A 23,514-nucleotide genomic window follows, 5' to 3' on the forward strand; every position below is an offset into this window, starting at 1 on the left:
TCTAAAATACTTTTCATTATTTCCAATTTTAAATTAAGATTAATCAATCTGTTAAATATTCTTTTCAAAATCAAGAAAATATTTTGAAAAACATGATTTTTTAGATTGAATAAATCCCGGCAATTGTAAATAAACATTATTTAATTTTAATGATTGACAAAAAAAACTTATTTTAGTTATACCAAAAAATGTCAAAAATATTAATATTAAAATATAAATGGGAGTACTTGTTACCAACGAGACAGTAAAGCAACTGTTTCATATTGCACAGTCAATTGCCAGAGAAAACTACAACGCCACGTATAGCGGTCCGCATATTTTGCAGGCTTTAATGCATAAAGATATCGGCTTAAATGAGTTTCTGAAAACTATAGATAAAGATCCGGGATATTTTTATGAATGGGCAGATGTCCGCATCGAAGATTATCCTAAAACTACTCATCTTCCGGCAGAAGTTGGAGAGGGAGAGTTTGTAGATCAGATTTTGGAAGAAGCAGATGATATTCGTTTAAAGCTTGGTTTAGATGAGATTACTCCGATTTGTATTCTTACAGCGATTGTAAAACCGCAGGTTGCTTTTACATTACAACAGTTAAAATCACTTCCTTTAAGAGAGCACGAAATTTTTAATTTATATAGAAAAGATACTCCTTTTGCTGCTTCAGATAACGGCGATATTTCATCTCTATTTGGAGGTTCTTCAGACTTTTCAGATTCTTCTTTTCCTTCGATTAAAAGTTACTGTATTGACCGAACGGTACAAGCGAGAAACGGGGATATAGAAAATATTATAGGTAGGGATAAAGAGCTCAGAATGTTGATGGAAATTCTTTGCCGTAGAAGCAAGCCCAATGTAATTATTGTGGGTGAACCGGGTGTTGGGAAAACCGCTTTGGTAGAAGGCTTTGCAACAGAAATTACCAAAGGAAATGTTCCTGAAATGTTAAAAAATGCAACTTTGCTGGAATTAGACACTGGAGCTCTATTAGCTGGGACTTCTTATAAAGGTGAAATTGAAGACCGTCTGAAAAAAGTAATCAACGAATGCAAAAAAATTGAAAAAGCAGTTTTATTTATTGATGAAATTCACACGCTTTTAGATCCAAAAGGAAGCATCGGAAATATCGGAAATATTCTTAAACCAGAATTGGCAAGAGGTGAGATTACCGTAATTGGAGCGACTACTCAGGAAGAATACAGAAAGATTATTGAGCCTGAACAAGCTTTTAACAGGCGTTTTGAAGTGTTGACAGTGCTTGAGCCAGATGAAAAGACCTGCGTGAAAATGATCGATGTTTTACTGGATGGCTATAAAAAACACCACGGTATTGAAGTTGAAAAAACCGCAATTCGCGAATGTGTACGTTTGGCAAAGCGCTACGCGAAAGGTAAAAAACTTCCCGATGCAGCGATTGATCTTTTAGACCGAACAATGGCGGCAATCAAAATGCTCGACGAACTTTCTGAAAAAGAACTCGAAAGCTGGAAAGAAATCTATGAAAATATTTTAAAAGAAGAATATTTTGATGATAAAGATAAAGCCGATGAATTGATTTGGAATTACAATTTATTAAGAGATAAAATCAGTCCTATTTTGTGGGGCTCTTTAAGTGAGCAACCACAAATTGATAACTCGATGCCGATAGAATCAATTCAAAAAATAATAGAAGATACCTATTCTGAACTTTTAGAACATGCAGCTATAAAAAGAGAAAAAGTAGACCGTTTGGAATTGGCGGCGGTAATGGCCGCAAAAACCAATATTCCTATCGGGAAAATTCAGGCTCAGGAAAAAGAAAAACTTCTGAATATGGAAGGTCTTCTAATGAATAGAGTTGTAGGTCAGGATCATGCTTTGAAAATACTTTCAGATGCCATTGTTGAAAACCGAAGCGGTCTAAATAAACCAGGGCAACCCATTGGATCATTCTTCCTTTTAGGACCAACCGGAACCGGAAAAACAGAATTGGCAAAATCGATGGCAGAATTGCTTTTCAACGATGAAAAAGCGATGGTGCGTTTCGATATGTCGGAATTTAAAGAAGAACATTCTGCAGCTCTTTTATACGGAGCGCCTCCAGGTTACGTAGGTTACGAAGAAGGTGGAATGTTGGTGAATAAAATCAGACAACAACCTTACACCGTAGTTTTATTTGATGAAATTGAAAAAGCGCATCACTCAGTTTTTGATGTGTTTTTACAGATTATGGACGAAGGAAAAGTTCATGATAAGCTTGGAAAAGAAGGAGACTTCAGCAACGCTTTGATTTTGTTTACTTCAAATATCGGAAGCGAAGAAATTGTAAAACAGTTTGAAGAAGGAAAGATTCCGGAATCGAATTCTTTGATGCAGATAATGTCGAATTCTGGAAAATTCAGACCCGAATTTTTGGCGAGAATTACAGAAATTATTCCATTTGCACCGATTACAGAATCGATTGCTGAAAGAATCTTTAATATTCAGTTAAAATCACTTCATAACTCATTAACAAGATTGGGAATGAGCTTGAAAATTAGTGATGAAGCTGTGAAAAATTTAGCCTTAAACGGATTCAGCAGTAAATATGGAGCAAGGCAGATTTCCGGGGTGATTAGATCGCAATTGGCAAGACCTATTTCGAAAATGATTGTAAGGGAAGAAGTGAAAGCCGGACAAAACCTTTCGGTAGACTGGAATGCCGAGGAAGAAAAAATCAGTTGGAAAGTAGATTAATTGTTGCTCAATCGGAAATGAAATTTTGAAAAAAACGTCTTTACGATTGAGTAGCTTTACACAAATAAAATGAAAACAAATCTCAAAAAAATTATTGTATCAGCACTGTTCCTGAGTTGTTCACATTTTGTGAATGCGCAGTTTCTTGCAGCTTCAGACACCTCCGAAAGCAGTGTGAGAAAATACAAGAATATCATAGAAGCCAACAAGGAAATTGTAACTTTTATCGAATTTTCTATGGTTGAAAAAGGGTTACCAAAGCATTTGAGAAATTTAGCTTTAATAGAATCTCATTTTAACCGGAACATTACTTCAAGCGCAGGTGCAGTGGGAGTTTGGCAGTTTATGACCGCTCATGCCAATCAGTACGGTTTAACTGAAGACCGAAGAAATGACTTGTACAGAAGTACAAAGACGGCAGCCGTTTCATTGAAAAATCTGTATAAAAAATACAATAATTGGATAACGGTTGTTGCTGCCTATAATTGTGGAGAAGGAAATATAGCCAAAGCAATGCAGGTAGCAAACTCTACACAATATCATGTTTTTTCTAAATATTTACCTGCGGAAACGATCAATCATGTCAAGAAATATCTCAATGCATGTTACGCAACCGGTGAGCTTTCTGCTGTTTTGGCAAATTACAACGATGCAAGAACAATGTCTCTTCTGAATTCAAGAACGACAAATTCTCAGGAAATAGCTTTGTCGGAAACGGAAATTAATGCGGGATTTAAGCTGGGTATAATTGCTGAAGAATTAAAAATTGATATGAATGATCTCTTGGGTTGGAACCCTGAAATTGTAAGCACTTTAGAGAACGATGGAGAAAGCAAACTCTTTCTTCCTACCGATTTAATGCCTGATTTCTTAATGAAAAAAAATGCAATTCTCTCTAAGTCGATACGTACAAAATAATTTAAAATTAAATTCTTTTCATGTTCTATTAAAGAAGATTCTATCAAGTTATCAATCAATATAAAAAGACCGAAACTCATCAAGTTTCGGTCTTTTTTAAAATATCAATATCTAAATTTATGAAAATTATTTTTAAGGATTTGAGATAATCAATGTTGATGGAATATCTGATAGCCAAAGACTTTTAGAATCGATCAAACCTCTCCAGCTTTTTTTGCTGATTAACATTAAATCTTGGGACTGTAAAAACTCCTTTTCAATTTGTTTTTCGTTATATAAAGTGATGTGGTTGGGTGCAACCTGTTCGATGCTTCTGATGAGCTCTTTCACTTCGATATTGTTTCTGATTTGTCCAGCAACATCCAAAATAATAATCTGTGAATTGTTATTGTTAATCAGTCTTTTTGCATATTCAAGCAAATAAAAATCACTTAAATTAAAGATAGGAATGAATACTCTATCTGCCGAATTAAAGTCTCTGTCTACCAAAACTCCGACAGGAATATTGGTGTTATCTAAAATCTGCAAAGTAGAATCGTCGAATGGCGAATTGTTGAAAATATTACTTTTTCCTTTTACGGTGTTCAATAATTTTTCAGGATTAATGATTTTTGTGGTGAAACCTAAAAGTCTTCCAAGCAAACTTCCTTCGTACATTGATTTTCCGAGCATAATCAAAAGGAGATCATAATTTCCTTTGTTCGAAATATTCGTCAGATCATTTTCAATATCTGTAGAAGCTTTGAAAAGGGTAGTTACCTCAAGCTGAAGTTCCTGCGAAGTTTCAATCACATTTTTAAACTGTTCTTTTTCAAAATCTTCAATGTCAAAAGCGTGTAATTCGTCAACAGGAGCGATATTCATTGCGGTTACGCTTTTGTTGCCATTCATTTTATGCGTAAGATTATCGGCAAGCTTCAGTAATGTACTTCCTGACTCCGGAGTTTCAAAAGATAAAAGAACCCTGTATTTTGAATCGTTTTCATCATGTTCCTCTTCTTCAAGTGACGATTTTTTGCCTTTAAAAAAATAATTAATAATGTCAAGACAAGGTCCCGTCATAAAGGTGGTGAATAACGCCATGATGACCAACATCGTAAATAATTCGGGGCCTAAAACTCCAAGGTCGTAACCGATATTTAGAACGATAAGTTCGGTTAAACCTCTTGTATTCATCAATGCGCCGATCGTAAGGCTATCTTTCCAGCTTAACTTTAAAAATTTTGCGGTCAATGCACTTCCTACAAATTTCCCGATCACGGCTGTAAGAATAATAAATCCGCCTATTTTCCAAAGGTGTGGGTCGTTTAGTAAACCGATTTGTGTTCTTAAACCTGTAAATACAAAGAAAAGCGGAAGCAATAATACCAAGGCAACATCTTCTATTTTTTCGATGAATAAGTTTCTGAATTTCACATTTTCAGGCATAATTGCACCTGCCATAAATGCTCCGAATAAAGCATGAATCCCGATAACTTCTGTTGCGTACGACGAAATAATAAGAATTAAGAAAAATACCGCAACCAGTGCTTTGCTGATAAAACCTTTTCCTTTCTGAGATTCTGCAATTCTATGTAAAAAGGGTCTCACCGCTTTAATCATGATGAAAACATAAACAATCGCCATGATAATCACAAAAATTGATCCTGAGAAAGATCCTGCTTTTACCACCGCAATTACGGCTGCTAAAATACACCAAGCTGTAATATCATCGGCTGCAGCACAGGTAATAACGACGGTTCCGATTTTGGTTTTGTGTAAATTTCTTTCCTGCACAATTCTGGCGAGAACCGGAAATGCAGTAATACTCATCGCTATCGCTATAAATAAAGCAAAAGAACTGAACTGAATTCCTTCCGGAGCAAATTCTTTATAAATAAAATAAGACAGCCCAACTCCCAATGCAAAAGGAATGATGATACTTGCGTGACTGATCACAACTGCATCGTGTGCTTTTTTTCTTAGAATACTTAGATCAAGCTCCATTCCGACGATATACATGAAGAGGATCAGACCAATCTGGCTTAAAAACTGCAAGTTTCCTAATGATTCTGTCGGAAAAATAAATGCTGAAAGTTCAGGAAAATACAATCCGAAAAGTGATGGTCCTAAAACAATTCCGGCAATCATTTCTCCGATTACAGAAGGCTGTTTTAGTTTCATACAAATCCATCCGAATAATTTTGCCACCAAAATAATAGTTACGATCTGAGCCAGTAAAAGTGCTAAAGGATGATGAAGGTTTGATAAAAAGGAATCAGTAAAATTTTCCCACATCGTAGCTCCTGTGGCTTTGCTTGGAGGAATGTTTTCTCCTATTTCGAGGGTTTTTCCTTCCACAAAAAACCAGTACATCAACGTAGAAAAAAAGATAATCGTTGCTACATAAAAAATAATATTTCTATATTTCCCCATAATCATTAGTCATTTATTTGAGTGTAAATTTCTAAAGAATAAACGGATGTAAAAACTTGTTTTTTTTGAAATGTAACGAATATACAGAATAATGTAATGAAAAGAACAGATATGTAATTTAACCTTGACAAAAAAAAGAGGCTGTTCTTTTGAGACGGCCTCTTCATATTGATATTGAAAAATATTTTAATCTAAGAAATCAACTTCATAATCTCTAAAGCCACTTTCAAAGCTTCCGTTCCATCTTCCAAAGAAACTTCCACATTTTTATCTTCTAAAATGGCATCAGCAAAAGAATTTAATTCATCCAAAATCGCATTATTCGCCTGAATATTTGGGTATTCAAATAAAATCTGATTTTTTTCGCCTTCCGCATTTTCAATAATCATATCAAATGGAGTAGGATTTTCAGGAGCATCTTTCATTCGGATAACCTCAGCTTTTTTCTCTAAGAAATCAATAGAAATATAAGCGTCTTTCTGGAAAAAACGACTTTTTCTCATCGCTTTCATAGAAATTCTTGAGGTCGTTAAGTTGGCAACACAACCGTTTTCAAACTCAATTCTTGCATTGGTAATATCCGGAGTTTTACTTACCACACAAACGCCGCTTGCATGAATGTTTTTTACTTTTGATTTTACAACGCTCAACAAAATATCAAGATCGTGGATCATTAAGTCTAAAACTACAGAAACATCAGTTCCGCGCGGATTAAATTCTGCTAAACGATGAATCTCAATAAACATCGGATTTTGAATATAATCCTTTGCTCCAATAAACGCAGGATTATATCTTTCAACATGACCAACCTGTGCTTTGATGCCGTTTTCACGACATTTTGAGAGGATTTCTTCAGCCTGTTCAAGCGTTTGGGTCACTGGTTTTTCAATGAAAAAATGAAGCCCTTTTTCAATAGCTTTCAGTGCGTAATCATAATGATACAATGTGGGTGTTACAATATCCAACATTTCGATCTGATCTAATAGTTCATCAAAATTTTCAAAATATTTGTATCCGAATTCAGCTTCTAGCTTTCGTCCGTTTTCTATATCTTTATCGTGGAAACCTACAAAATCGTATTTATCAGACTGATTAAGAAGTCTTAAATGTATTTTTCCCAAATGTCCGGCGCCTACCAAACCTGCTTTTAACATAGCGTTGTAATTTTTGTAAAGATAATAATTTTAGGTATTAGGAAACAGATGATAGTTTTTAGGTTGATACGTATTGATTGTTTTTTTACTTTTGTAGCTACACTATCTAATAACTGTTGATGATGCATGATTCGTTTGTACATAAAGGGAAAAGAAAAAATTTGGTTGAATATCTCAGACACAAAATGGGAATTTCGGATGAAAATGTACTTTCTGCCATAAATGAAGTTCCGAGACATCTTTTTATTGAAAGCATTTTTGAAGATTATGCGTACGAAGACCGTGCTTTTCCGATATTGGCGCATCAGACGATTTCCCATCCTTCAACGGTGGCAGAACAGTCTGAACTTTTGCAGGTGAAACCGGGAGAGAAAGTGCTTGAAATAGGAACGGGTTGTGGTTACCAAACTGCAGTTTTATTGGCAATGAAAGCTTTAGTTTATACGGTTGAAAGGCAGAAAGATCTTTTTGATTTTTCTAAAAAGAAACTACGTGAAATGCATTTGTATCCCAAATTTCAAAGTTTCGGAGATGGTTTTGCAGGGCTTCCTACTTTTGCCCCTTTCGATAAAATTATTGTGACTTGCGGAGCATCAGTTTTACCAACTGAATTATTAAAACAATTAAAAGTAGGTGGGAAAATGGTTATTCCTTTGGGACCGACTGACCAACAGGTTTTATACCGGTTTACAAAAATTTCTCCCACAGAAATTGAAAAAGAAGAATTTGGAGCTTATAAGTTTGTACCGATGTTAAATAATACCAATCAATAAATGGTTCATAGTTTATTGGATGGAATAAATATGAAGAGAATAATCGAATTAGTCCAAAAAAAACATCAAAATAACGGTATAGACATCAATCCTCCAGCGAAACTTTCAGACATTAATAATTTTGAAAAACAATTAGGTTTTGCTTTACCAACAGATTTTAGAGAATTCTATTTAATTTGTAATGGTTTTTGTTGTACCGAAGATTTATTTAATATGGTTTCTCTTCAAAATATTATACGATATCAGCAGAACTTCGGAAATAATTGGTTTTATTTTTCGGAATATATGATTTATTCCGACATGTGGGGTCTTCGAATTACACCAACGGGACAATATGAAATATTTAATGGATTATATCCGACGAAAACAATAACATCCTCGTTGACTGAATTCCTTCAGAGATTTATGAAAGGAAATGTATTTGAAATTAGTGGATTATATGAATGGCATTATGAACTGGAAATAAAATAAGCTGCATATTTTTGAATATGATATGAGTCAAGAAAAAAAGAATGCACTAAAATCAATAATGTTTTATTTAATAGCAATATTGACAATAATTGTAATAAATGTTTCTGGGAAATTTAAATCTGGGCCATGTACGCCAAACTTAGATGTTTTATCGTTTTTCATTTTAGCTATACTAAACGTTATTTTATTAATCATTAATGGAATAAAAGCATTTATAATGAAAAAAGAAACGAAACTTTCAACTATTGTACATCTTGCTGTTCTAATAATTTGGATTATTTACAGTAATATAAAGTAGTTTGAAGCAAGCAAATTTTTAACCAAAATGATATGATTAACCCTGATATTTTTGATTATAACGAAAGGCAATCAGATTCAGACAAAGAAATTTGCAATTTACTTTCAGAATTAATTGATCGTGAATTGAATGATTCTGAGAATAAAATCTGGCATGCACATCCGGTCTGGTTTTTAGAAGGAAATCCGATTGTGGGTTACAGCAAACAGAAAAAGGGAATTCGCCTGATGTTTTGGAGCGGAAAATCTTTTAATGAAGAACAGTTGAATGTAGAAGGTGAAAAATTTCAGGATGCATCTGTATTTTATAATAATGTGAATGAAATTAATGAAACTGATATTCTACGTTGGCTGAAAAAGTCTGTGGAAATTCAGTGGGATTATAAAAATATTGTAAAAAGAAAAGGCGAATTGATCAGATTAAAATAATTTGCGTGAAAAATTAATCTGAATTTTTCGGAACGAAAATTGGATTTTAATTTGAATGAAATCAAAAAAAATAAGTCAATAATAATTAATAAGAACCTCACTTGTAAAAGTAGTGAGGTTTTTTATTTGTCTAAAAAATAAAATAATGAAAGTTTTTATAAACAAAAGAATTCCTGAAACAGGAATTACAATGCTGAAAGAAGCAGGTTTGGAAATTACAATCCCGGAAAATGATGATCTGTCGCGTGAAAAATGGCTACAATACTGTAAAAATACAGACGCCATTTTAAATGTTGGAGCCAATGCATTTGACCATGAATTTTTTGATCAATGTCCTAATGTAAAAGCCATTGCTTTGTTCAGTGTAGGTTTTGATCATGTTGATATTAAAGAAGCTAACAAAAGAAATATTCCGATAGGAAATACACCTGATGTTTTGAGTCGGGCGACCTCTGATGTTGCATTTTTATTGATGCAATCGGTTTCTAGAAGAGCGAGTTTTTATTTTCAAAAAGTAAAAGCTGGAAATTGGGGGAATTTTGATCCGCTTTATGAGCTTGGACAGGAATTGTATGGTAAAACTTTGGGGGTGTTCGGTTTAGGCAGAATCGGTTTTGAAATGGCTGAAAAATGTAAGAAAGCTTTCGGAATGAATATCATTTATCACAACAGAAATCATAATGAAGAAGCCGAAAAAGAACTTGATGCAAAATATGTTTCGTTCGATGAATTGATCGAGCAATCGGATGTTTTGAGTATTCATGCCAATTTTAAACCAGAACAGAGTAATCTTTTCAACTCTTCAGTTTTTGAAAGGATGAAAAAAAATGCAATTTTTGTGAATACGGCAAGAGGAGGTTTTCATGATCAAAAAGATTTGTATCAGGCTTTAGTTTCCGGACAAATTTGGGGTGCTGGTTTAGATGTTACCAATCCGGAACCTATTGAAGATAATGACCCTATTTTAGAATTGTCTAATGTTTGCGTTCTTCCACATATTGGTTCGGCCACGATAGAAGCCAGAAACGGAATGGCAAGACTCGCTGCAGAAAATATTATTGCTTTTTCTAAAGGTGAAAAAATGCCGCATATTGCAAATCCGGAAGTATATTAAATTTGAAACTTGAAACTTGAAATTTAAGATTCGATTTTGATTTTGTAAATTTTGAAAAAATATTACAATTTCCAACTTGAGTCTTTCAATTTTTTCCTTGTCTCCTATCCAATTGGAACCATTTTTGTCTATTCTATATCAACACTAAAATAAAATTATTATGATCACTGAAGATAACAAAAACGAGCAAGACAGAAAACTGGAGGAAATGGATTATAAGCCAAGTGAAGATATTTTCAACAAAGAGCAACATATTCCTTTGGACGGAGACGGAAATCCTATCACCAATCCCGGTCACGTCAACGACGGAATGCCTTATGGTTTAGATATTCCGGGAGCAGAAGATGATGATAATTTCGAACAAATTACAGATCAGCTTCCTGATGAAGAAAATAATCTATACAGCAGAAGCGATAATGAAGATGATCACGAAGAAGAAAATGAAGATGTAGTTAGTTAAAAGTTTAATCCCCGCTATTAATTTTGCGGGGATTTGTATGTTTGGAAATGTATATAGTTTGTTGCTATTCTGATTTTCTTTTATAATAAAGCTGTATCAGTCCTGTGTCGTATGTTTTTGCACTCACAAACTGAAGCTCCTGTTCTGGTCTTCCGTGTTTAAAAAGTCTTGTTCCGTTACCTAATAAAACAGGAACAACAGAAATTATAAATTCATCTACCAAATCGTTCTTTAATAATTCGTTTATTATTTCTGAGCCACCGTCACAATAAATGTTTTTTCCATTTTTAGATTGAAGTTGTTTTATCAAATCAGTTAGATTTCCTGTGTAAAAAGTGGTTCTTCCAACATTGGGTTTTTCAGTTCTTGTAATGACATAGACATCTCTTTTCCCATTATCGTAACGAGATGGTCCTAATTCTTTAAGCACATAATCATAAGTCTTTCGCCCGATAATTAGGGTATCAATGGTTTCTGTAAATTCTGTATAACCATAATCTTCACCTTCTTTTTCTACAATTTTCAGGAAACTGAGGTCATCATTCGGTTTAGCAATATAACCGTCTAAACTTGTGGCAATAAAAAGTGATACTTTTCGCATGGTTTTCTACTTAAATTAAAACTATTTCTTTATAAATTTAACAAAAACAAAATCGTTTTTATTATCAATTAATTTTACAAAATAGTTTCCTGCACTCAAATGATTAACAGATATTGCCTTTGAAAACTTTTCTTTTGAAACCAATCTTCCTGTTCCATCCAAAATTTCATATTCCACGAAATCTTTATCGGTATTGATTTGTAAAATCTCTGCAACAGGATTCGGATAAATTTTAACCAAAGTAACATCTTTATGTTTAACATCTTTTGTTCCTAATAAACAAGACGGAGGATTGGTAATTACCCCGCTGCTGAAATCGTAATAAATACTACTTCCCATAGGAATTAATGGGGTGTCTATATTACCAGGGAAATTTTGATATAAATAACAGTTGGTGAAACTTACATTGGCGGTTTCGAAGCTTTTAGTGATTTTGTACCATCCATCACATCCGGTATTGTTCATAGAATATCCGGAACCTAAATTGTCTATGACAAAACCATTAATTGAATTCGGATTAATCATTTCTACTCTTACACAAGCTCCGTTTGTCCATCCTGATGGAGGTTTAAAGAAAATATGTGCATCAGGAATTGCTCCTGTAAAATATTTTTTGGTGAAAACAGCAGATGTATTTCCTGTGCTATTTACCAAAAAAGCTTTAATTTCTTTATTCTGATCAATTAAAATATTGACGCTATTAATTGCTGAACTTGAGCTTAAAGTTGGCGTAGTTCCATCTTCTGTGTAATATATTGTTCCGTTTCCCTGAATAGTCATTTGATAAGGATTGTAGTAATGGGTAGCCGTCGACATATAAATCTGCGAGAAAAAGAATGTAGATGAAAGTATAGAAATAAAGAATAGAAATTTTTTCATGGTTGTGAGATTTTTTTAAAACATAAAATTAAGCATTGTAATTTTAAACTTAACATTAAATTTGAAGTTTAATCACATTTACATAACTTTGACAATCTTAGAATAATAAAAGAACCGAGGAGATCTCAAAATCCCGAAAGTTCATAAAAATAGTACAGAATATGAAACTTAAGTACAGTCTGCTCGCTTTGGCAGCGCCTTTCTTAATGAATGCACAACAACTCATGACACCTGAAATTCTTTGGACTTTGAAAAAAGTAGGAGTACAGGCTGTTTCACCTGATCAATCTTCGCTGATCTATAAAGTCGGACAGGTTGATCTAAAAACTGAAAAAACAAAAAACGAAAACTATTTCCTGAATGTAATCAATAATCAGTCTTCTAAAATTGATTTAGGTAAAAAAGCTTTAGTTCAGTGGGATAAAAACGGACTTTACGCTCAGGAAGGTGAAAAAATCTATCTTTCAAAAGACAGTGGAAAAACCTGGACAGAATTTTACACTATTGGTGAAGCAGATAACATCGTTATTTCTCCTGATGGAAAGAAAATAGCTTTCAGTAAGCAGGTTTTGGTGGAAAAACTGATGGGGAAAGATAAATATGCAGATACTCCAAAAACGACTGCACAGATTTACACAGATTTGAATCACAGACACTGGGATTACTTTAATGAAGGGAAATACAACCATGTTTTTGTGGTTGATACCTCTTCAAGTGTAGATTCTGCTAAAGATTTGTTGGAAGGAAAAACGTGGGATTCTCCACAAAGACCTTTCGGTGGAGCAGAAGATTTTGTTTTTAGTCCAGATTCTTCACAGCTTTTATACGTTACAAAACCTAAAAGTGGTAAAGAATATTCTACAAGTACAAACACCGATATTTTTGCGTACGATTTAGCTTCAGCAACAACAAAAAATTTAACAGAAGGAATGATGGGTTATGATGTGAATCCAAAATTTTCACCTAATGGTAAATGGTTGTTGTGGCAAAGTATGGAGCGAGAAGGATATGAAGCCGATAAAAATGATATTGTGGTAATGGACTGGAAAACCGGTGCAAAAAGCAATATGACAGGACATTGGGACGAAAGTGTAACCGGAACAACTTTCTGGAGCAGCGATTCTAAAAGTATCTATTTTAATGCAGCCTTTCGTGGAACCGTTCAGTTATTTTCTGTAGATCTTAAAAATGCAAAAGTTAGCCAGATTACAAAAGGAAATTTTGATGTAAGTGATATTTTTGCAGAAGGAAAAAAATCTCTTTTGGTTTCAAAAACAGACATCAATCACGGTGCAGAATTATTCTCTGTAAATCTTAAAAACGGAGAATTAAGCCAGGTTACAGACGTCAATAAAGATACCTACGCAAAACTAGCACAAGGAAAATCTGAATTGAAAATGGTGAAAACTTCAGATGGAAAAGAAATGGGTGTATGGTTTCATTATCCACCCAACTTTGATCCGAATAAAAAATATCCGACCTTAGTATATTGTCAGGGAGGTCCACAATCTGGACTTACACAATTCTTCAGCACAAGATGGAACTTTGCTTTAATGGCAGCCAATGGTTACGTTGTAGTTGCACCAAACCGTCGCGGAATGCCGGGTTGGGGAACCAAATGGAATGAAGAAATCTCAAGAGATTGGGGTGGACAGCCGATGAGAGATTATTTGGCAGCTACAGATTATGCTAAAACTTTACCTTATGTAGATGGTGAAAGAGTTGCAGCTGTTGGAGCAAGTTACGGTGGTTACAGTGTATTTATGTTAGCTGGAATTCACGAGAATAGATTCAAAACGTTCATTGCTCACGACGGATTGTTTGATATGAAATCTTGGTATTTAACAACAGAAGAACTTTGGTTCGCGAACTGGGATTTAGGTTCTCCTTGGGAAAAACCTCTTCCGAAAGCATATACAGAATTTAATCCAAGCAACTTTGTTGATAAATGGAATAAACCAATCATGATTTTCCAAGGTGGAATCGATTTTAGAGTAGGCTATGAACAAGGTCAGGAAGCTTTCCAGGCAGCAAGATTGAGAGGTCTGAAATCAAAATTAGTATATTTTCCTAACGAAAATCACTGGGTTCTTCATCCGCAAAACGGCTTAGTTTGGCAGAGAGAATTTTTTGATTGGCTGAAAGAAACTTTGTAATTAAGAATTAAAAATGAATAATTAAATCATCGAAACTGATTTTTATTATTCAAATTATCAACAGAAGCGGGCTTTAGCTCGCTTTTTGTTTTCTAGGCAAAAGGCTTTAGCCAAAATTTATATATTTGAATCATGGAGAACCGAATTTCATCATTCCTACCATTTATCGATGAACAATCTAAAATTTTAATTTTAGGCTCAATTCCTGGCGTGAAATCTCTTGAGAAGCAACAATATTACGCACATCCACAAAATAAATTCTGGAAAATTATTTTTGAATTGTTTAGCGAAGAATTTACAGAAGATTATTCAGAACGAATTGATATTTTAAAGAAAAATAACATTGCAATTTGGGATGTCATCGATTCCTGCGAAAGAAAAGGAAGCTTGGATTCTGAAATTAAAAACGAAGAAGCCAATAAGATTGAAGAACTTTTAGAAAGTTATCCAAATATTCAAGCAATATTTTGCAATGGCGGAAAGTCTTATAAAAATTTGCAAAAGATATTAGGTAAAAGCTTTAGGATTCCAATATATTTATTGCCTTCAACAAGTCCGCTTCACACGATTTCTTTTGAAAAGAAATTTGAGGATTGGAAAAAAATATTGGAGTTTACTGGATAATATTTAAAACAAAAAGCAAGAATCTAAAATTCTTGCTTTCAATATTTAAAATTGTCAATTCACTACTTTTCCATTCTATAAACCTCTTCATAAGGCTGTATCAAAACCCAACCATTTCCGGAAAATTTCATTTGAAACTCTTCTCCGCTTCCTCTTCCAATTAAACTTTTAAAAGAAACATTGGTTTTTAATTCAGGGCTTAAATTTCCAGACCAGGCTACAGTTGCATTCGGGTCTGTGAAAACCGGTGCATCTGGAGTTACCAATAAAGTTAAAGGTTCACCGTGAGTAGTAATTGCGATATGCCCTGTTCCGGAAAGTTTTACCTGAAACAATCCTCCCGACATTACTCCGGCAATACTTTTCAGCATCGTAATGTCACTTTTTATGCTTTGTTCGTGCGCCAAAACATCGTTTCCGTTAACGCAAACTGTTTCATTATTTAGATATAAAATTCTTACTTTTTTTCCATCATCTGCAACGTATAGTTTTCCGGTTCCTTCAGCTTTCATCAGTTTAGAACCTTCACCGCTTATTGCTTTTTTTAATAAATTCCCAAGTCCGCCAGAAAGCATTCCTTGTCTTTCAAAATTAATATTGCCGATATAACCAACCATACTTCCTGTTTTTGTCCAGACAGATTGATTGTTTAAGTTGATTTCTAAAAGTGCTGGTTTTTCCAGTTCGAAATAATCTCTTTCAAGAGGGTTTTCTTTTGTTTCATTTACAAAAGATTCAATAGAATATTTGCTCATCGTTTAATATTTTGATTGAGCCAAAATAATCATTTTTTAGTTGATAATACATTAAAAATAATAAAATTTGCAGCCTCTAACCATCGTGGATAAAGAGGAGCGAAATAAACACTTGACAAAGGGGTATAGAATGTTGTATATTTGCACCTCGAAAATTACACCATGTAATTTTACATAAATTTTTAAACCATAATTTAAAATAATGAAAACATCCGATTTTAATTTCGACCTTCCTGAAGAATTGTTGGCAGAATATCCTTCAGAGCATAGAGATGAAGCTAGATTAATGGTTCTTGACAGAAAAACGCAAACTATTGAGCACAAAATGTTCAAAGATGTAGTAGATTACTTTGATGAGAAAGATCTTTTCATCTTTAATAATACTAAAGTTTTTCCTGCTCGTTTGTATGGAAATAAAGAAAAAACCGGAGCTAAAATTGAAGTTTTCTTATTAAGAGAGCTTGATAAAGAAACTCGTGTTTGGGATGTTTTGGTAGATCCGGCAAGAAAAATAAGAATTGGTAACAAATTATTCTTTACGGAAGATGAATCTTTGGTTGCTGAGGTAATTGATAATACAACTTCAAGAGGTAGAACTTTAAGATTTTTATTCGATGGTTCTTATGAAGAATTTAGATCTAAATTAAAAGATTTAGGAGAAACACCACTTCCAAAGTATATCAAAAGAGAAGTAGAACCGGAAGATGCTGAAAGATATCAGACTATTTATGCAAAAGTAGAAGGGGCGGTAGCAGCACCAACTGCTGGTTTGCATTTCTCTAAGCACTTGATGAAGAGATTAGAGATCAAAGGAATCGATTTTGCTGAAGTTACACTTCATGTAGGATTAGGAACTTTTAACCCAATTGAGGTAGAAGATTTGTCTAAACATAAAATGGAATCTGAAGAAGTTATCATTGATGAGAAAAATGCTGAAATCATCAACAGAGCAGTTCAGGAAAACAGAAGAGTTTGTGCAGTAGGAACGACTACAATGAGAGCAATTGAAACGTCTGTTTCTTCAAACAGAAAAATTTCAGCTTTCGATGGTTGGACTAATAAATTCATCTATCCACCACACGATTTTGGAATTGCCAATACAATGATTACCAATTTCCATACGCCAAAATCTACTTTAATGATGATGATTGCTGCGTTTGCAGGAAAAGATTTTCTAATGCATGCCTACGAAGAAGCCGTAAAAGAAAAGTATAAATTCTATTCTTACGGTGACGCAATGCTAATTATTTAATTAAGATATAAGGTAAAAGGTTGCAGGTAATAGTTATCTGCGACCTGTAACCTAAAATCTACAATCTTACAATGAAAGACATCCGTACATTATCCCTCGACCAGCTTAAAGATTATTTTGGATCTTTAGGAGAAAAACCGTTTCGTGCGAAGCAGGTTTACGATTGGCTGTGGAGCAAAAATCTGCATTCAATAGAGGAGATGACGAATCTTTCAAAGCAGCTTCGGGACAAAATTTCTGAAGAATATACCATTAATCCAGTTTCTGTAGATCAGCTTCAGAAGAGTACAGACGGAACCATTAAAAACGGAGTGAAACTTCACGACGGTTTGTTGGTAGAATCTGTTTTAATTCCGACAGAAACCAGAACGACAGCTTGTGTTTCTTCACAGGTAGGATGTTCTTTAAACTGCGAATTTTGTGCAACAGCAAGACTCAAAAGAATGAGGAATCTTGAAGTCGCAGAAATAGTAGATCAGGTTGCCTTAATAGACAGCCAAAGTAAAATGTATTTCAACAGACCGCTTACCAATATCGTATTTATGGGAATGGGTGAGCCGATGATGAATTATAAAAATGTAGTGGAAGCGATCCGAAAAATCACTCAGCCGGAAGGTTTGGGAATGTCACCAAGAAGAATTACCGTTTCTACATCCGGACTTCCGAAGATGATAAAAATGCTCGCAGATGATGATTTGCGTGTGAAATTAGCTTTGTCACTTCACTCAGCGATTGAAGCTAAACGTAACGAAATCATGCCGTTCTCGGATAAATTCCCGTTGACGGATATTATGGAGTCTCTTCAATATTGGTACAAAAAAACAGGCTCTGTCATTACTTTTGAATATTGTGTCTGGAAAGGAATTAATGATGGTGATGAAGATATTAAAGCTTTAATTAAATATTGTAAGCAAGTTCCTTCTAAAGTAAATTTAATTCAATACAACCCAATCGGTGACGGAAAATACGACCAATGCAACAAGAAAGCAGAAGACAATTATGTTCGTCAGCTTGAGAATGCCGGAATTACCGTTATGATTCGGAAAAGTCGTGGTGGTGATATTGATGCAGCTTGTGGACAGTTAGCCAATAAAGTTACAGACTAAATTCTATTAATCATTGTCTTTTCTAAAGGTTTTTGATTATTCTTAACAGTCAGTTTATACTTAAAATCCTATTTTTGTAGAATGAAGAAGATCATTCTATTATTTACTCTATTCTTTTTTCAGACTGCTTTTTCTCAACAGGCAGAAATTTTTAAGCTAAAAAAATATAGAATTGCAGTTCTCAATGATTCAATTCAGGAAACTTCAGGACTGAATTTTTTTGATGGAAAATTATATACTTTCAACGACAGTGGAAACCCGGCAGAATTGTATGAAATTGAGAAAAATTCAGGAAAAATCTTAAATGTTTTAAAAACAAATGCCGAAAATAAAGATTGGGAGGCATTAACCAACGATGGGAAAAACTTCTACATCGGAGATTTTGGAAACAACGCAGGAACGCGAAAACATTTAAAAATTTATAAAATTCCTTTTCGAAATAATCAGCTGCAAAATGATTCGATGAAAGCGATTTCGTTTTATTATCCTGAGCAAGAAGATTTTACGTCAAGAAATATCAATACAGATTTCGATTTAGAATCGATGATTTATTTAAATGGTAAAATCCATATTTTCACTAAAGAATGGGCTTCTAAATCGACTACCCATTTTACGCTTGATCCTGAAAATCTTGAAAATCAAGCTGCTGAAAAAGTTGAATCTTTCAGAACAGGTTTTATGATAAGTGATGCTTATTATTTTAATAAAAAACTTTACGTTGTAGGGTATACCAAGAAAACCGAAGTTTTTTTAGATGTTTTTAATGAATCTGAACCCGGAATATTTTTCAAAGAAAAATCTAGACATTTTTATTTGGGAAGTGCTTTAACAATTGGTCAGATTGAAGGAATTGCTGTTGATGAAACCGGAATTTATATTTCCGGGGAAAGATTTTATTCGCCCATCAAGAAAACCAAACCATTTTTTTATTTTATCCCCAAAGAAAAACTCAAACTTTAAAATGCTTAAATTTTTGGTTCTTCACCACAACCTATAAAAATCTTGATAGTAACGTTACCAATTACAACATGAGTAAACAACTTATCCAAGTACAATGTCATCTTTAACGCAATGTTCGCAAGGTCTTATTGATAGTTGCTTTTCTTTTTTTTGTTCGCAAAGGCACTCTGTTCAGCAAATGAAACCAATACCTTAGCTGAGTGAAACGCCGTTGCGAACTAAAAATGTTTTCGAGGACTTAAAATTTTTGCGAACTTTAGCGTTTAGAAGTTTTCCATCTTAAATAGCTAAGAACCATAATTCTTAATCTTTTCAATTTCTCTTAATAACTGAATTTTTTCAGAATAACTTTAAAGGCTTTTAATTTCTGTTAAAATTGGCGGAAAAAAATTATCTTTGTGAGAATTAATAAATACTCACCCATCATTCTTACTTAGTGGCAAACATTGTAGAAGAAATCAAGCAGCCGATCAATGAGGAAATGAAACTTTTCGAACAGAAGTTTTACGAATCTATGCAGAGCAGAGTCGCTTTACTCGATAAAGTTACCCGTTTTATTGTTACCACAAAAGGAAAACAAATGCGTCCGATGTTTGTGTTTTTGTGCGCAAAACTGATTGGAGACGTTAACGAAAAAACGTATCGTGGCGCTTCAATGATAGAATTGATCCACACTGCAACTTTAGTACATGATGATGTAGTGGATGAAAGCTTTAAACGTCGTAATTTTTTTTCAATCAATGCTTTATGGAAGAATAAGATTGCGGTGTTAGTTGGCGATTTCTTACTCTCAAAAGCAGTTTTGCTTTCTACAGACCATAAAGATTACGATTTGCTTTCCGTGATTTCTAGAACTATCAGAGAAATGTCTGAAGGCGAGCTTCTTCAATTGGAAAAAGCCAGGAAACTCGATATTACCGAAGATGTTTATTATGAAATTATTCGCCAGAAAACGGCTACTTTAATTGCTGCCTGCTGCGAAATTGGAGCCTTATCTAATAATGCCGATGAAACTTTAGCCAAGAAAATGATGCAGTTCGGTACTTACACCGGTATGGCTTTTCAGATTAAAGATGATTTATTTGATTATTTAAGCTCAAATGTTATCGGAAAACCTGTTGGGATCGATATTAAAGAACAAAAGATGACTTTGCCTTTGATTCATACTTTAAAAATAGCCAGCGAAACTGACAGAAAGTATTATTTCAATACCATTAAACGTTATAACAACGACCAAAAACGAGTGAAAGAACTGATTGCTTTTGTAAAAAGTTCAGGAGGCTTAGATTATGCCATCACGGTAATGAAAGACTTTCAGCAAAAAGCAAAAGATATCCTCAATGAATTTCCGGATTCTCAGGTCAGAGAATCTTTACATAAAATGCTTGATTACGTTATCGAAAGAAAGTTCTAAAATTTTTTTTTGTTTATTTTAAGTCTCGCAGATTAAGGAAATTTAGCAGATTTAAAATAGATCAGCACAATCTGCAAGATCGGCGAGAGATATTTATTGGTTAAATTTTAAAATGATCTTAAATAAGTTCTTAATCTAAGATCATTGTTGTAATCATAATCACCGACAAAACAATACAAAATAAAGCGGTTAAAAATAAATAATCCGCAATCTGCTCGTATCTATTCTCTAACTTTTCTCTCTTTGATCTTATTGCCATAAAGGATAGAAAACTACTGCACGCAAAAAGTACACACGCAACTCCTGCGAACTCATCTAAATAGGTATTGTGGCTAGTTTTTGTGATTTTAAGCGAGGTAATGATCAGCATCGAAAAACCTAGTAAATTGCTGGATGCATTCAGGATATGGGACGATTTTTTTTCCATTTTTTTATATTATGTAAAATTAAGATAGAATAATCTTGATTATCAAATTTTTAAAAAACAATATTGAAAATTAAAATTAATATAAAAAGTGTATATTAGCAAAATACTTCATTAATAAAAAATATTTAATATTTGGCTATGCAGACAACCTATATTGAAACTCAACAGATCTCCTTTCAAGATTTTAAAAATCAAATACTTGAAGACTATAAGTTAGGAAGAATCTCTCGTGAAATGTCTTATCTGGGCAGAAGAGAAGTACTTACCGGAAAAGCTAAATTCGGAATTTTTGGAGACGGAAAAGAGTTACCACAGCTTGCAATGGCGAAAGTTTTCAAAAACGGAGATTTCCGTTCTGGATATTACAGAGATCAAACTTTTGCATTAGCAGTAGATGCTTTGACGGTTGAAAGTTTCTTTGCTCAGTTGTATGCTGATACAAGCGTAGAAAGAGAACCCGCATCTGCCGGAAGACAGATGAACGGTCACTTTGCAACAAGAAGTTTGAATGAAGACGGAAGCTGGAAAGATTTAACAGCTCAGAAAAACATTTCTTCTGATATTTCTCCAACGGCTGGTCAAATGCCTAGATTATTAGGATTGGCGCAAGCTTCAAAAATATACAAGACCGTAAAATTTGAAGGTTCTGAAAAATTTTCAAAAGAAGGAAACGAAATCGCTTTCGGAACTATCGGAGATGCTTCTACAGCAGAAGGTCATTTCTGGGAAACTTTGAATGCTGCTTGTGCGCTTCAGGTTCCTATGATCGTTTCTATTTGGGATGATGGTTATGGAATTTCGGTTCCTACAAAAAACCAGAGAGCAAAAGCTGATATTTCTGAAATGTTGAGCGGTTTCCAAAGAAAAGAAGGTGAAAACCAAGGATGTGAAATCATTCAGGTGAAAGCTTGGGATTACCCTGCATTATTAGATGCTTATGCAAGAGCAGAGCAGTTTGCAAGAATGGAAAGCGTTCCTGTTGTGGTTCACGTAATTGAAGTTACACAGCCTCAAGGTCACTCAACGTCGGGTTCTCATGAAAGATATAAGAACGAAGAGCGTTTGTCTTGGGAATCTCAGTTTGACGGATTATTGAAATTCAGAGAATGGATTTTGAATTATTCAATAGAAATTGAAGGAAATGAAGAGGTTTTAGCAACTGTTGAAGAATTAGATTCAATTGATGATGAAGCTAAAAAAACGGTAAAAGCCGGGCAGAAAAATGCTTGGGAAAATTACCAGAAAACAATTACAGATTTAATCAATTCAGTTTTACCTTTAGTTGAAAATCTTAAAGGACAAAATACTGAAATTGAAAATTTTATCAGCCAATTCAATAAATTGGTTTCAAAAGCGAAGAAAGATGTTTTCCATTTGGTAAGAAAATCTTTATTGGCAACAAGAGGAACCAATTCTGCAGAAAGAAATCAATTGATGCAGAAATACAATGAGATCTTTGAGGTTGAAAAAGACAATTATTCTTCTCATTTGTATTCTCAGTCTCAGTGGAAAGCTGAAAATATTCAAGAAATCAAGCCAATCTATTCTGATGCTTCTGAAGATGTTGACGGAAGAGTAGTGGTAAGAAATAATTTCGATAAAATTTTCGAAAAATATCCTCAAACTTTAGTCTTTGGTGAAGATGCCGGAAATATCGGTGACGTAAATCAAGGTCTTGAAGGAATGCAGGAAAAATATGGTGACGTTCGTGTTGCCGATACAGGAATCCGTGAAGCTACAATTTTGGGTCAGGGAATCGGAATGGCGATGAGAGGTTTAAGACCAATTGCTGAAATCCAGTATTTAGACTATATTTTGTATTGTTTACAAGGGATGAGCGATGATTTGGCGACGGTTCAGTACAGAACAAAAGGTGGTCAGAAATCACCTTTAATCATCAGAACAAGAGGTCATAGATTGGAAGGAGTTTGGCATTCAGGTTCTCCAATGGCGGGAATTTTGAACCTTTCTAAAGGTATTTTGGTATTAGTTCCAAGAAACTTAACGAAAGCTGCAGGATTCTACAATACGATGCTTCAAAGCGATGATCCAGCTGTAATTGTTGAATGTCTAAACGGATACAGATTAAAAGAAAAACAACCTGATAACTTAGGTGAATTTACTGTTCCTGTTGGAAAAATCGAGGTTACAAAAGAAGGAAAAGACGTTACGTTGGTAACGTACGGTTCGACTTGGAGAATTGTAATGGAAGCAGCAGAAGAACTTGAGAAATTAGGAATCTCTGCAGAAGTTATTGATGTTCAGTCATTAATTCCTTTCGATTTAACTCATGAAATTGCTGAAAGCGTGAAAAGAACCAACAGATTGGTTGTAATCGACGAAGATGTAGAAGGAGGAACTTCAGCGTTTATTCTTCAGCAGATTTTAGAGAAGCAAAAAGCATTCAGATTCTTAGATTCTGATCCGTTGACGATTGCTGCAAATGACCACAGACCGGCTTATGCAAGTGATGGTGATTATTTCTCTAAACCATCTTCTGATGATATGGTTGAAAGAATTTACGCAATGTTTAACGAAACAAATCCTCAGAAATATCCTGCGATATTTTAATTGAGATTTTAGATAAATTTTGAAA

The 23,514-nt window shown here is 34.1% G+C and carries 20 protein-coding genes; 14 read left to right on the forward strand and 6 right to left on the reverse strand.

Features of this window, described 5'->3' with window-relative positions:
- Nucleotides 1–217: 217 nt before the first annotated feature.
- Both B5X64_RS11380 and B5X64_RS11385 read left to right on the forward strand, forming a co-directional pair.
- Nucleotides 218–2,713 carry an ATP-dependent Clp protease ATP-binding subunit gene (locus tag B5X64_RS11380; protein WP_079465363.1) on the forward strand — a complete coding sequence of 832 codons (2,496 nt, stop codon included), beginning with the start codon at nt 218–220 and terminating at the stop codon, nt 2,711–2,713.
- Nucleotides 2,714–2,782: 69 nt separating this feature from the next.
- Nucleotides 2,783–3,631, forward strand: coding sequence for a lytic transglycosylase domain-containing protein (locus B5X64_RS11385; RefSeq protein ID WP_079465364.1), 849 nt, complete (start codon nt 2,783–2,785; stop codon nt 3,629–3,631).
- A 132-nt stretch (nt 3,632–3,763) separates the two neighbouring features.
- Here B5X64_RS11385 and B5X64_RS11390 read toward each other — a convergent pair whose 3' ends face one another.
- The gene (locus tag B5X64_RS11390) at nt 3,764–6,046 is read right to left on the reverse strand and encodes a cation:proton antiporter (protein ID WP_079465447.1); all 2,283 of its coding nucleotides are present in this window, start codon (nt 6,044–6,046) and stop codon (nt 3,764–3,766) included.
- Nucleotides 6,047–6,237: 191 nt separating this feature from the next.
- A complete protein-coding gene (locus tag B5X64_RS11395; RefSeq protein WP_079465365.1) occupies nt 6,238–7,200 on the reverse strand; it encodes a Gfo/Idh/MocA family protein in 963 nt (320 codons plus the stop codon).
- 122 nt (nt 7,201–7,322) lie between these two features.
- On the opposite strand from B5X64_RS11395, the gene B5X64_RS11400 reads away from it, so the two are divergent.
- The 5 genes from B5X64_RS11400 (at nt 7,323) to B5X64_RS11425 (ending at nt 10,744) form a co-directional block, all read left to right on the forward strand.
- Entirely contained in the window at nt 7,323–7,973 is a 651-nt protein-coding gene (locus tag B5X64_RS11400; RefSeq protein ID WP_079465366.1) for a protein-L-isoaspartate(D-aspartate) O-methyltransferase, read from the forward strand.
- Between the two features lie 30 nt (nt 7,974–8,003).
- Nucleotides 8,004–8,444, forward strand: coding sequence for an SMI1/KNR4 family protein (locus B5X64_RS11405; protein WP_164463398.1), 441 nt, complete (start codon nt 8,004–8,006; stop codon nt 8,442–8,444).
- A 330-nt stretch (nt 8,445–8,774) separates the two neighbouring features.
- The gene (locus B5X64_RS11415) at nt 8,775–9,170 is read left to right on the forward strand and encodes a DUF1801 domain-containing protein (RefSeq protein ID WP_079465369.1); all 396 of its coding nucleotides are present in this window, start codon (nt 8,775–8,777) and stop codon (nt 9,168–9,170) included.
- Nucleotides 9,171–9,315: 145 nt separating this feature from the next.
- Nucleotides 9,316–10,284 (forward strand): 2-hydroxyacid dehydrogenase, encoded by a 969-nt coding sequence (locus B5X64_RS11420; RefSeq protein WP_079465370.1) that lies wholly within the window; start codon nt 9,316–9,318, stop codon nt 10,282–10,284.
- A 160-nt stretch (nt 10,285–10,444) separates the two neighbouring features.
- Nucleotides 10,445–10,744, forward strand: coding sequence for a hypothetical protein (locus tag B5X64_RS11425; protein ID WP_079465371.1), 300 nt, complete (start codon nt 10,445–10,447; stop codon nt 10,742–10,744).
- Between the two features lie 64 nt (nt 10,745–10,808).
- On the opposite strand, the gene B5X64_RS11430 is transcribed toward B5X64_RS11425, so the two are convergent.
- A complete protein-coding gene (locus B5X64_RS11430) occupies nt 10,809–11,345 on the reverse strand; it encodes a dihydrofolate reductase family protein (RefSeq protein WP_079465372.1) in 537 nt (178 codons plus the stop codon).
- 21 nt (nt 11,346–11,366) lie between these two features.
- Complete coding sequence (locus B5X64_RS11435) at nt 11,367–12,224, reverse strand: FN3 associated domain-containing protein (RefSeq protein ID WP_079465373.1); 858 nt, start codon at nt 12,222–12,224, stop codon at nt 11,367–11,369.
- Nucleotides 12,225–12,385: 161 nt separating this feature from the next.
- Between B5X64_RS11435 and B5X64_RS11440 the strand changes: the two genes are divergently transcribed.
- Entirely contained in the window at nt 12,386–14,380 is a 1,995-nt protein-coding gene (locus B5X64_RS11440; protein WP_079465374.1) for a S9 family peptidase, read from the forward strand.
- A 132-nt stretch (nt 14,381–14,512) separates the two neighbouring features.
- On the forward strand, nt 14,513–15,004 hold the full coding sequence (locus B5X64_RS11445) for a DNA-deoxyinosine glycosylase (RefSeq protein ID WP_079465375.1): 492 nt from the start codon (nt 14,513–14,515) through the stop codon (nt 15,002–15,004).
- A 62-nt stretch (nt 15,005–15,066) separates the two neighbouring features.
- Here the strand turns inward: B5X64_RS11445 and B5X64_RS11450 are convergent, their stop codons facing one another.
- Nucleotides 15,067–15,759 carry an AIM24 family protein gene (locus B5X64_RS11450; RefSeq protein WP_079465376.1) on the reverse strand — a complete coding sequence of 231 codons (693 nt, stop codon included), beginning with the start codon at nt 15,757–15,759 and terminating at the stop codon, nt 15,067–15,069.
- Between the two features lie 202 nt (nt 15,760–15,961).
- Between B5X64_RS11450 and queA the strand changes: the two genes are divergently transcribed.
- The 4 genes from queA to B5X64_RS11470 all read left to right on the forward strand — a co-directional run bounded on the left by queA (nt 15,962) and on the right by B5X64_RS11470 (nt 20,491).
- Entirely contained in the window at nt 15,962–17,011 is a 1,050-nt protein-coding gene (gene queA, locus B5X64_RS11455) for a tRNA preQ1(34) S-adenosylmethionine ribosyltransferase-isomerase QueA (RefSeq protein ID WP_066676326.1), read from the forward strand.
- Between the two features lie 71 nt (nt 17,012–17,082).
- On the forward strand, nt 17,083–18,117 hold the full coding sequence (rlmN, locus tag B5X64_RS11460) for a dual-specificity RNA methyltransferase RlmN (protein ID WP_079465377.1): 1,035 nt from the start codon (nt 17,083–17,085) through the stop codon (nt 18,115–18,117).
- A gap of 81 nt (nt 18,118–18,198) precedes the next feature.
- Nucleotides 18,199–19,077: a hypothetical protein gene (locus tag B5X64_RS11465; RefSeq protein ID WP_079465378.1), complete on the forward strand. Its 879-nt coding sequence runs from the start codon at nt 18,199–18,201 to the stop codon at nt 19,075–19,077.
- A 436-nt stretch (nt 19,078–19,513) separates the two neighbouring features.
- Nucleotides 19,514–20,491, forward strand: coding sequence for a polyprenyl synthetase family protein (locus B5X64_RS11470; protein WP_079465379.1), 978 nt, complete (start codon nt 19,514–19,516; stop codon nt 20,489–20,491).
- 130 nt (nt 20,492–20,621) lie between these two features.
- On the opposite strand, the gene B5X64_RS11475 is transcribed toward B5X64_RS11470, so the two are convergent.
- Nucleotides 20,622–20,918, reverse strand: a complete 297-nt coding sequence (locus B5X64_RS11475; RefSeq protein ID WP_079465380.1) for a hypothetical protein — start codon at nt 20,916–20,918, stop codon at nt 20,622–20,624.
- 138 nt (nt 20,919–21,056) lie between these two features.
- Between B5X64_RS11475 and B5X64_RS11480 the strand changes: the two genes are divergently transcribed.
- Nucleotides 21,057–23,489 carry an alpha-ketoacid dehydrogenase subunit alpha/beta gene (locus B5X64_RS11480; protein ID WP_079465381.1) on the forward strand — a complete coding sequence of 811 codons (2,433 nt, stop codon included), beginning with the start codon at nt 21,057–21,059 and terminating at the stop codon, nt 23,487–23,489.
- The last annotated feature ends 25 nt before the right edge of the window (nt 23,490–23,514 follow it).

The organism is Chryseobacterium balustinum, from assembly GCF_900168205.1.
Taxonomy (GTDB): Bacteria; Bacteroidota; Bacteroidia; order Flavobacteriales; family Weeksellaceae; genus Chryseobacterium; species Chryseobacterium balustinum.

Bases quoted from the DNA above. Each gene is read 5' to 3' on its own strand.
- B5X64_RS11385 (WP_079465364.1), top strand. From the start codon at position 2,783: ATGAAAACAAATCTCAAAAAAATTATTGTATCAGCACTGTTCCTGAGT.
- queA (WP_066676326.1), top strand. From the start codon at position 15,962: ATGAAAACATCCGATTTTAATTTCGACCTTCCTGAAGAATTGTTGGCA.
- B5X64_RS11415 (WP_079465369.1), top strand. From the start codon at position 8,775: ATGATTAACCCTGATATTTTTGATTATAACGAAAGGCAATCAGATTCA.
- B5X64_RS11475 (WP_079465380.1), bottom strand. From the start codon at position 20,918: ATGGAAAAAAAATCGTCCCATATCCTGAATGCATCCAGCAATTTACTA.
- B5X64_RS11465 (WP_079465378.1), top strand. From the start codon at position 18,199: ATGAAGAAGATCATTCTATTATTTACTCTATTCTTTTTTCAGACTGCT.
- B5X64_RS11400 (WP_079465366.1), top strand. From the start codon at position 7,323: ATGCATGATTCGTTTGTACATAAAGGGAAAAGAAAAAATTTGGTTGAA.
- B5X64_RS11380 (WP_079465363.1), top strand. From the start codon at position 218: ATGGGAGTACTTGTTACCAACGAGACAGTAAAGCAACTGTTTCATATT.
- B5X64_RS11390 (WP_079465447.1), bottom strand. From the start codon at position 6,046: ATGGGGAAATATAGAAATATTATTTTTTATGTAGCAACGATTATCTTT.
- B5X64_RS11445 (WP_079465375.1), top strand. From the start codon at position 14,513: ATGGAGAACCGAATTTCATCATTCCTACCATTTATCGATGAACAATCT.
- rlmN (WP_079465377.1), top strand. From the start codon at position 17,083: ATGAAAGACATCCGTACATTATCCCTCGACCAGCTTAAAGATTATTTT.
- B5X64_RS11450 (WP_079465376.1), bottom strand. From the start codon at position 15,759: ATGAGCAAATATTCTATTGAATCTTTTGTAAATGAAACAAAAGAAAAC.
- B5X64_RS11480 (WP_079465381.1), top strand. From the start codon at position 21,057: ATGCAGACAACCTATATTGAAACTCAACAGATCTCCTTTCAAGATTTT.
- B5X64_RS11430 (WP_079465372.1), bottom strand. From the start codon at position 11,345: ATGCGAAAAGTATCACTTTTTATTGCCACAAGTTTAGACGGTTATATT.
- B5X64_RS11420 (WP_079465370.1), top strand. From the start codon at position 9,316: ATGAAAGTTTTTATAAACAAAAGAATTCCTGAAACAGGAATTACAATG.
- B5X64_RS11435 (WP_079465373.1), bottom strand. From the start codon at position 12,224: ATGAAAAAATTTCTATTCTTTATTTCTATACTTTCATCTACATTCTTT.
- B5X64_RS11440 (WP_079465374.1), top strand. From the start codon at position 12,386: ATGAAACTTAAGTACAGTCTGCTCGCTTTGGCAGCGCCTTTCTTAATG.
- B5X64_RS11395 (WP_079465365.1), bottom strand. From the start codon at position 7,200: ATGTTAAAAGCAGGTTTGGTAGGCGCCGGACATTTGGGAAAAATACAT.
- B5X64_RS11405 (WP_164463398.1), top strand. From the start codon at position 8,004: ATGAAGAGAATAATCGAATTAGTCCAAAAAAAACATCAAAATAACGGT.
- B5X64_RS11425 (WP_079465371.1), top strand. From the start codon at position 10,445: ATGATCACTGAAGATAACAAAAACGAGCAAGACAGAAAACTGGAGGAA.